This window comes from Nocardia sp. NPDC060220, from assembly GCF_042727815.1.
Classification (GTDB): domain Bacteria; phylum Actinomycetota; class Actinomycetes; order Mycobacteriales; family Mycobacteriaceae; genus Nocardia.
The window spans coordinates 1-1693 of record NZ_JBHWZY010001178.1 but is presented as its reverse complement, the minus strand read 5'-3'; the positions used below and the strand labels follow the sequence as shown (position 1 = coordinate 1693).

General features: G+C 70.5%; 2 protein-coding genes and 1 pseudogene. 1 reads left to right on the top strand and 2 read right to left on the bottom strand.

Going from position 1 to position 1693, the window contains the following annotated elements; all coding sequences use genetic code 11:
• Window positions 1–69: 69 nt before the first annotated feature.
• Complete coding sequence (locus tag ACFWF3_RS35010; RefSeq protein WP_378996034.1) at window positions 70–414, bottom strand: DoxX family protein; 345 nt, start codon at window positions 412–414, stop codon at window positions 70–72.
• 117 nt (window positions 415–531) lie between these two features.
• Here ACFWF3_RS35010 and ACFWF3_RS35005 point away from each other — a divergent pair, with 117 nt between their 5' ends.
• Entirely contained in the window at window positions 532–1410 is an 879-nt protein-coding gene (locus ACFWF3_RS35005) for a sigma-70 family RNA polymerase sigma factor (protein WP_379318386.1), read from the top strand.
• 73 nt (window positions 1411–1483) lie between these two features.
• On the opposite strand, the pseudogene ACFWF3_RS35000 reads toward ACFWF3_RS35005, so the two are convergent.
• Window positions 1484–1693, bottom strand: a pseudogene (locus ACFWF3_RS35000) (hypothetical protein); the annotation flags it as partial.

Here is a 1693-nt window from a genome sequence, read left to right as displayed (position 1 = left end):
GACTTCATCCTCGCCGAGGCCTGACCCAGGTGCTGGTGGCGCGCGGGCACGGGCGCGCCACCAGCTGCCTCATGCTCCCGCGAGGCCCAGCGAAGCGGCCGCGAGCAGCAGGTACGGCAGCGGATAACCCAGATCCGCGTACTGGCGCGCCCGCAACACGGTGAATTCGGCGGCGACGAAATACAGCACGAGCCCGGCCGCGGCTGCCACCGCCAGCGGCCGATAGGCCAGACCGGCGAGCAGACCGAGTCCACCCGCCGCCTTGATCAGGGCCAGCGGCGTGAGCGTCCAGGGCGCGATGCCGTAGTGGCGCATGTTCTCGCGTACCCAGTCGGCGCGAACGACGTCGATCAGGGCAGCTGCCAAGGCGGCGACGGCCGCGAGCACGGTGACGACGAGATAGGTGGTGTGCATCGGATCAGATCCTCCGGTTTCGGTGATCGGCGCCTCTGTCATCGTGGAGACAGCCGCCGTGATGGGACAGCGAGTGCCGTCCTCGGATAGACGACTGGCGCGAGCGAAAGGTGACCGATGCGCACTGACCGGACCGAAGTGCCGGCGCGCGCGTTCGAACAACGGCGCGACCGCCTGCGTGGCGTGGCCTTTCGGATGCTGGGTTCGGGAGCCGAAGCCGAGGACGCGGTGCAGGAGGCGTGGTTGCGCTTGGCCGGGACCGATACCGAGATCGCCGATCTCGACGGCTGGCTCACCACGGTGGTATCGCGGATCTGCCTCGATATGCTGCGCGCCCGTACCCGTCGCGCCGAGATAGCGCCCCCCGAGACTTCCGTTCCGGTGGCGACGGGCGCGGGTGTGGATCCCGAAGCCGAAGCGGTGCGGGCGGATTCCGTCGGGCGGGCGCTGCTGGTCGTTCTCGACACGTTGGGCCCCGAGGAACGTGTCGCTTTCGTGCTGCACGATCTGTTCGCGGTGCCCTTCGCCGAGATCGCGCCGATGCTCGGGCGCACGCCGGCCACCACCAAGAAACTCGCGAGCCGGGCCCGGCTGCGTGTGCACGCGCCCGCCCGGGTCGAGCCGGCGGAACTACTCGCGCATCAGACCGCGGTGACGGCTTTTGTGCAGGCTGCTCGCGAGGGCGATCTCGGCGGACTGCTCGCGGTGCTCGCACCCGACGTGGTGCGAACCGCCGACCCGGCGGCGCTCTCGCCCGGAATGGCCCTGGTCGTGCGCGGCGCCCGTGCTGTGGCCGACGGCGCTCTCGCGTTGCGGCGGCGCTCGCGCGAGGCGGTGCTGGTGCTCGTCGACGGCAGGCCCGGCCTGGTGGTGCCGGGAGCCGACGGACCGGATTTCGTGGTGACGTTCCTCGTGCGCGGTGGGCGCATCGCGGCTTACGACGTGGTGGCCGCGCCAGCTCGGTTGGCCGCGCTCACCCTGTCGCTGCTGCCCTGATCAAAACCCGCGAACGCCCGGATTCCGCGTTTTGGCACTCGATGCAATGTTGCGGTCACTGCGTCGATCGCGGTCAGAGGGCGGGAACGCGGGCGAATCCCAACGGTGGAGTCGGCACGGGGCCCGAACGGAGTTCGTGGCGGAAGTCCGGGAGCAACGGCAGCATGTCGACATTGCGAGCGGCGTAGCAGCGCACCATCGGCAGCGCTCGCGAGACCTCCGCGCGTTCGACCGGCTCGGCGTCCACGAACGCGAGGGAGTCCAGACCCAGGCCGAGGGTGCC

Coding starts and splice junctions, on each gene's coding strand:
- ACFWF3_RS35010 (WP_378996034.1), bottom strand. CDS start 414: ATGCACACCACCTATCTCGTCGTCACCGTGCTCGCGGCCGTCGCCGCC.
- ACFWF3_RS35005 (WP_379318386.1), top strand. CDS start 532: ATGCGCACTGACCGGACCGAAGTGCCGGCGCGCGCGTTCGAACAACGG.